Source organism: Streptomyces sp., assembly GCF_031178505.1.
GTDB classification, from domain to species: Bacteria; Actinomycetota; Actinomycetes; order Streptomycetales; family Streptomycetaceae; genus Streptomyces; species Streptomyces gulbargensis.
Genome location: NZ_JAPSIW010000524.1, coordinates 1 through 5,120 on the forward strand (window position 1 = coordinate 1; position 5,120 = coordinate 5,120).

Here is a 5,120-nt window from a genome sequence, read left to right on the forward strand (position 1 = left end):
CGAGGACGACGGCGCCGATGGCGCCGCGGACGAGGTCGTCCCACATGAACCAGAAGCGGTCCTGTCCGGGGGTGCCGAACAGGTACAGGATCAGGTCCTGGTCGAGCGTGATGCGGCCGAAGTCCATGGCGACAGTCGTCGTCGTCTTGTCACCGGTGTGCGTGAGGTCGTCGATGCCCGCGGACGCAGACGTCATGACGGCCTCGGTACGCAGCGGGTTGATCTCCGAGACGGCGCCGACGAACGTGGTCTTGCCCACGCCGAAGCCACCCGCCACCACGATCTTCGCGCTGGTGGTTGAACGGGCCGCGCCGCCGCTAGAGCTTGCGAAGTCCACTGAGCACCCTTTCGAGCAGTGTCACGTCTGGCTGGCCGCCGGCGGCCTCGTCGCCGCCGGGCTGATGAATGGCGACGAGTCCGGCCTCGGCCAGGTCGGCGACGAGGATCCGGGCAACGCCGAGGGGGATGGAGAGGAGCGCCGAGATCTCGGCGACCGACTTGATCTCGAAGCACAGCCGGCAGATCCGCTGGTGCTCGGGCAACTGCCCCTGCAGCCGGGACGGATCGGCCGTGGTCGACACCAGCGCCTCGATGGCGAGCTGGTAACGCGGCCGGGTCCGGCCGCCGGTCATCGCGTACGGACGGACGAGCGGGTTGTGGCCGCCCGAACCGCCCGCACCACCCGCGGCACGCCGGCCGGCCGCCGGGGTGGCCGCACCCGCCGGAGCGGCAGGGGCGGCCGGAGCCTGAGGCTGCTGATAAGGCTGGGAAACGCCTTGCCTGCTCGGTGCGGAGGGAAAGTTGAACCGGTTCTGCGCCGGGTCGCCCAGGGGTGCCTGATGCGCGTCAAAACCGTTGTAGGGGCTCGCGCCCGGGGGTGTTCCCACGTCTCCTCCTCCGACTGCCTCGCGGCTCCATGTCCCTTGGAACCGCGCCACCGCACCTTACGGTGCGGTGACGAGAAACGCACTGTCTGTCTGTTAGTTGAGAAGACTTCCCTGAAGCTCCGCCCGGAGGTCAGGGGTCAGTACGGTTCCGGCACGGTCCACGAGAAGGGCCATCTCGTAACCCACCAGACCGATGTCGGCCTCGGGGTGGGCGAGGACGGCCAGCGAGGAGCCGTCCGAGATGGACATGATGAAGAGGAAGCCGCGCTCCATCTCCACCACGGTCTGGTTGACCGCTCCGCCCTCGAAGATCCGGGACGCGCCCGCGGTCAGCGAGGTCAGTCCGGAGGCGACGGCCGCAAGCTGGTCGGCGCGGTCCCGGGGGAAACCCTCGGACATCGCCAGCAGAAGTCCGTCGGCGGAGACCACCACCGTGTGGGACACCCCGGGGGTGTTGTCCACGAAGTTGGTGATCAACCAGTTCAGATTCTGCGCCGCCTGGCTCATCGGGCTCACACTAACGCTCCTGGTTGTAGGTACTACCCGGGCCGAGGCCCGATCCGTTCGTGTCCGTTCCCGCGCTGCGTCCCTGCTGGACACCGCGGCGCAGGTTGCTCAACCTGCCCCGTACGTCCTCGGGCGAGCGGGAGACCTGGGGGCCGCCCTGCGGGGTCTGCTCCGCCGTGCCCTCGACCAGGTTGGCCTTCGGGACCCGCCGGGGGAGACCGGACGAGGTGACCCCGCCCGCCTTCGGCTCACGGAGCTTGCCGGCCCGCTGCCAGCGCTCGTCGTTGGCCGAGCGCCAGTCGTCCGGGCCCTCGGCCTCGTCCGACCGCTCGGCCGCCTGCTGCGCCGCCGGCGGAGCGGACTGCTCCGGCCGGGCGGACCGCTGTGCCTGCGGCGTCTGGGGGCCGGTGCTGCCACGGCGCGGCAGACCGGCGTCCGTCAGCGCGTGGCCGGCGTCCGGGGCGGGACTCGGGGCCGTTCCCGGACGGTCGAAGCCTACGCGGTCGGCGGCCTGTTCGGGAGCGCTCGGAGCAGATTCCGCTTCCGCTCCGTACTCCTGCTGGTAGCCGCCCTGGTAGGCGTTCTGATCCTGCCACTCTCCCTGGTGGGCATGGGGATCGAACGTGTTGCCGTACTGCTGCTGTTCGACGTTCGGGGTCTCGTACGAGCCCTCCGCATAGCCGCCCTGAGGGTAGCCGTCGGCGGACTGCTGCTCGTACCCCTCGTAGCCCTGCCCGGGGAAGCCGTAGCCGTCCTGCTGCTGAGGGTAGCCGTTCCCGTACTCCTGCGCCTGGCCGTACTCGGCGTTCGGGTACTCCTGGCCGTACTCCTGGGCCTGGCCGTACTGCTCGTACTCCTGGCCGGCGTACTCCTGCCCCTGGCCCTGCTCGTACTCCCGGGCCGAGAGGTCCGTCCCGTCCTGGAAGGGGGGACGGTCGCCGCCCTGCGCCTGCGCCTCCAGGGCGGCACGCCGCTCCTCGCGCAGCAGCGAGCGGTTGACCGGGTCCAGCTGGCGGTTGTCGTCCCGCTGCTCGTAGCGCGAGTCGTCGAAGCCCAGCTCGGCGGCGGTCCGCATCTGCTGCGGGGCGGCGTCGAAGGCGTTCTGCTGCGGAATGATCTGGGAGACGGTGAAGTCGTCCTGGACCGGCTGCTCGCCACCGCCACCGTGCGTGATCGCGTCCGGCAGCATGACCAGCGAGGTCGTACCGGCCTGCTCGCCCGAGGGGCGGAGCTGGACGCGGATGCCGTGCCGGTCGGCCAGCCGGCCGACCACGAAGAGGCCCATGCGCTGCGCGACGGCGACGTCCACCGTCGGCGGGTTGGCCAGCTTGTGGTTGATGTCCGCGAAGTCCTCGGCGGTCAGGCCGATGCCCTTGTCGTGGATCTCGACCATCACGCGACCGTCGGGGAGACGGGTCGCGGTGACGCGGACCTTGGTCTGCGGGGAGGAGAACGTGGTCGCGTTCTCCAGGAGCTCGGCGAGCAGGTGCACGAGGTCGGTCACGGCCTGGCCGTGGATCTCGGCCTCCGGGACGCCGGCGATCTCGATGCGCTCGTACTGCTCCACCTCGGAGGAGGCGGCGCGCAGCACGTCCACGAGCGGGACGGGCTGGTCCCAGCGGCGGCCCGGCTCCTCGCCGGCGAGGACGAGGAGGTTCTCGCCGTTGCGGCGCATACGGGTCGCGAGGTGGTCCAGCTTGAAGAGGTTCTCCAGCTGGTCCGGGTCGGCCTCGTTGTTCTCCAGGTCCGTGATGAGGGTCAGCTGGCCCTCGATGAGGGACTGGTTGCGGCGCGAGAGGTTGGTGAAGATCGCGTTGACGTTGCCCCGGAGCATGGCCTGCTCGGCGGCGAGCCGGACGGCCTCGCGGTGCACCTGGTCGAAGGCGCGGGCGACCTCGCCGATCTCGTCCTGGGAGTCGATCGGGATGGGCTGCACCCGGGTGTCGACCCGGCCCGGGTCGGTACGCGACAGCTGGTCGACCAGCATCGGCAGGCGCTGCTCGGCGATGCCGAAGGCGGCGGTGCGCAGCTCGCGCATCGAGCGGCTCATCTGGCGGGCCATCATCCCGGCCAGGATGAAGGCGGTGAGCAGGGCGATCACGACGATCGCGCCGTTGACCCAGGCGTCCCGCTGGGCGTCGGAGGAGATCTCGGCGGCCTCGGTCACGGCCTTGTCGACGAGCTCCTTCTCGACCTCGCTGTAGCCGTCGAACTTGGCGGTGGCGACCGCCATCCAGGTCTGCGGCGTGATGCCCTTCGCGGCGAGGGCCTTCAGGGCCGCGGGGTTCTTCGCGCTGCCGATGGCCGAGGCGGCACCGGTGTAGACCGAGCCGTCCTTGCCCTTCGGCAGCTCGACGCCGGCGGAGCGCATCTTCTCCGCGCCCGCGGCGGCCTTGGCCTTCATGACCTCCTGCAGCCGCTGCACGTCCTCGGCGGTGCCGCCGGAGTTGTACTCGCCGAGGGCGATCTGCTCCAGGTAGTTGTACGAGTTGAACGCCACGGACTGCTGGGCGAAGACCGGCTCCTTCTCGCTCGGCCGCACCAGCAGGTGGGTGCCGATGGAGCGCTGGAGCGACTCGGCGGCCTTGGCGAGCTGGATCGCGTAGACGGTACGGCCGTAGCTGGTGATGTTGCCGGTGCCCAGGCCGAGCTCGTTGGAGAACTCCATCAGGTAGTGCTGCACGCCCGTGTAGCCGAGCTGCGTGTTCACCGGGTCCAGACCGGCCGAGTAGGCCGTCTTCCGCAGCTGCTCGAGGTTGGGTTCCTCGTCCTTGAACAGGCGCAGCCGGCGCTCCAGACCCTGGCCCGACGGCATGTTCCGGACGGCCTCGTCGAACTTCATGCGGGCGGCGTCGGTGGCGGCCCGCGCCTGCGTCACTGACTCGTGGTCGCGGTCGCCGGCGAGCAGCGGGGCGGCCGTGAGGTCGCGCTCGTCGAGGAGGGCGGTGCTGTACTCCGAGGCGGCGCGCACGATGAGCGCCGTCTTCTCGGCGTCCTGCGCCTCCTGCCAGGTGTCGATCGAGCCCTTGACCTGGAAGCCGCCCATGACGAGGCCGACGAGCACGGGTATGAGGAGGATCGCGTTCAGTCGGGTGGGCACCCGCCAGTTGCGCGGCGACAGCTTGCTGGAGCTGCCCCGGGAGGCCGGTGGTGGCGTCACGGGTACGTCCGCGGGCGACACCGCCGTGCGCGACGGCGGGGTGAAGTTGCCCCGCGTCTCCTGCTCCGCGGAGCTTTCCTTGCTTCGCCTCACTCGACCAACAACCTCTCGGCGTCGGCACCTACGTTGTGCCGGTGTTTCGTTCAGGGCCGTACTACTCGGGAGTTCATGAATTGCAGCACGTGAAGGCGGTCCCTACCAAACAGTCGGCTGCGGCTTCCGGCCGTGGTGCAGACCTCAGATAAAACGGGCATAAAGAGCGAGCCCCGCCAAATGGCGGGGCTCATGTGAGCACAGCGGCACCGATCGGATGCGTCGGGTGTCCGAGGCGCGCCAATTCTCTGTCGAAATGTTATGAACACGCGGGCGGCCGTGTCGAAGGACACAGGCCGCCGCGCGCGGCACCGCAGGACAAGTGCCCCGGCCGGTTTCCTACTTGAGCCGGGCCATGAGGGCGTGCTCGACGAGGGTGATGAGCGCGCTCTTGGCGTCGGCCCGGTGGCGGGCGTCGGTGGTGATGATGGGGGTGTCGGGGCCGATCTGGAGGGCTTCCCGGACTTCTTCGG

The 5,120-nt window shown here is 70.0% G+C and carries 4 protein-coding genes and 1 pseudogene; all 5 read right to left on the reverse strand.

Annotated elements, in window-relative coordinates:
* Window positions 1–337 (reverse strand): ATP/GTP-binding protein (locus RIF68_RS26825; protein ID WP_309053875.1); only part of this gene is annotated, 337 nt, incomplete at its 3' end.
* Window positions 318–887 carry a DUF742 domain-containing protein gene (locus RIF68_RS26830; protein WP_309053876.1) on the reverse strand — a complete coding sequence of 190 codons (570 nt, stop codon included), beginning with the start codon at window positions 885–887 and terminating at the stop codon, window positions 318–320. The genes RIF68_RS26825 and RIF68_RS26830, both read right to left, overlap by 20 nt.
* Before the next feature lie 93 nt (window positions 888–980).
* Window positions 981–1,394 carry a roadblock/LC7 domain-containing protein gene (locus tag RIF68_RS26835; protein WP_026057603.1) on the reverse strand — a complete coding sequence of 138 codons (414 nt, stop codon included), beginning with the start codon at window positions 1,392–1,394 and terminating at the stop codon, window positions 981–983.
* A gap of 10 nt (window positions 1,395–1,404) precedes the next feature.
* The gene (locus RIF68_RS26840) at window positions 1,405–4,647 is read right to left on the reverse strand and encodes a nitrate- and nitrite sensing domain-containing protein (RefSeq protein WP_309053877.1); all 3,243 of its coding nucleotides are present in this window, start codon (window positions 4,645–4,647) and stop codon (window positions 1,405–1,407) included.
* Between the two features lie 339 nt (window positions 4,648–4,986).
* A pseudogene (locus RIF68_RS26845) lies at window positions 4,987–5,120 on the reverse strand (ATP-binding protein); the annotation flags it as partial.

Bases quoted from the DNA above. Each gene is read 5' to 3' on its own strand.
- RIF68_RS26835 (WP_026057603.1), bottom strand. From the start codon at position 1,394: ATGAGCCAGGCGGCGCAGAATCTGAACTGGTTGATCACCAACTTCGTG.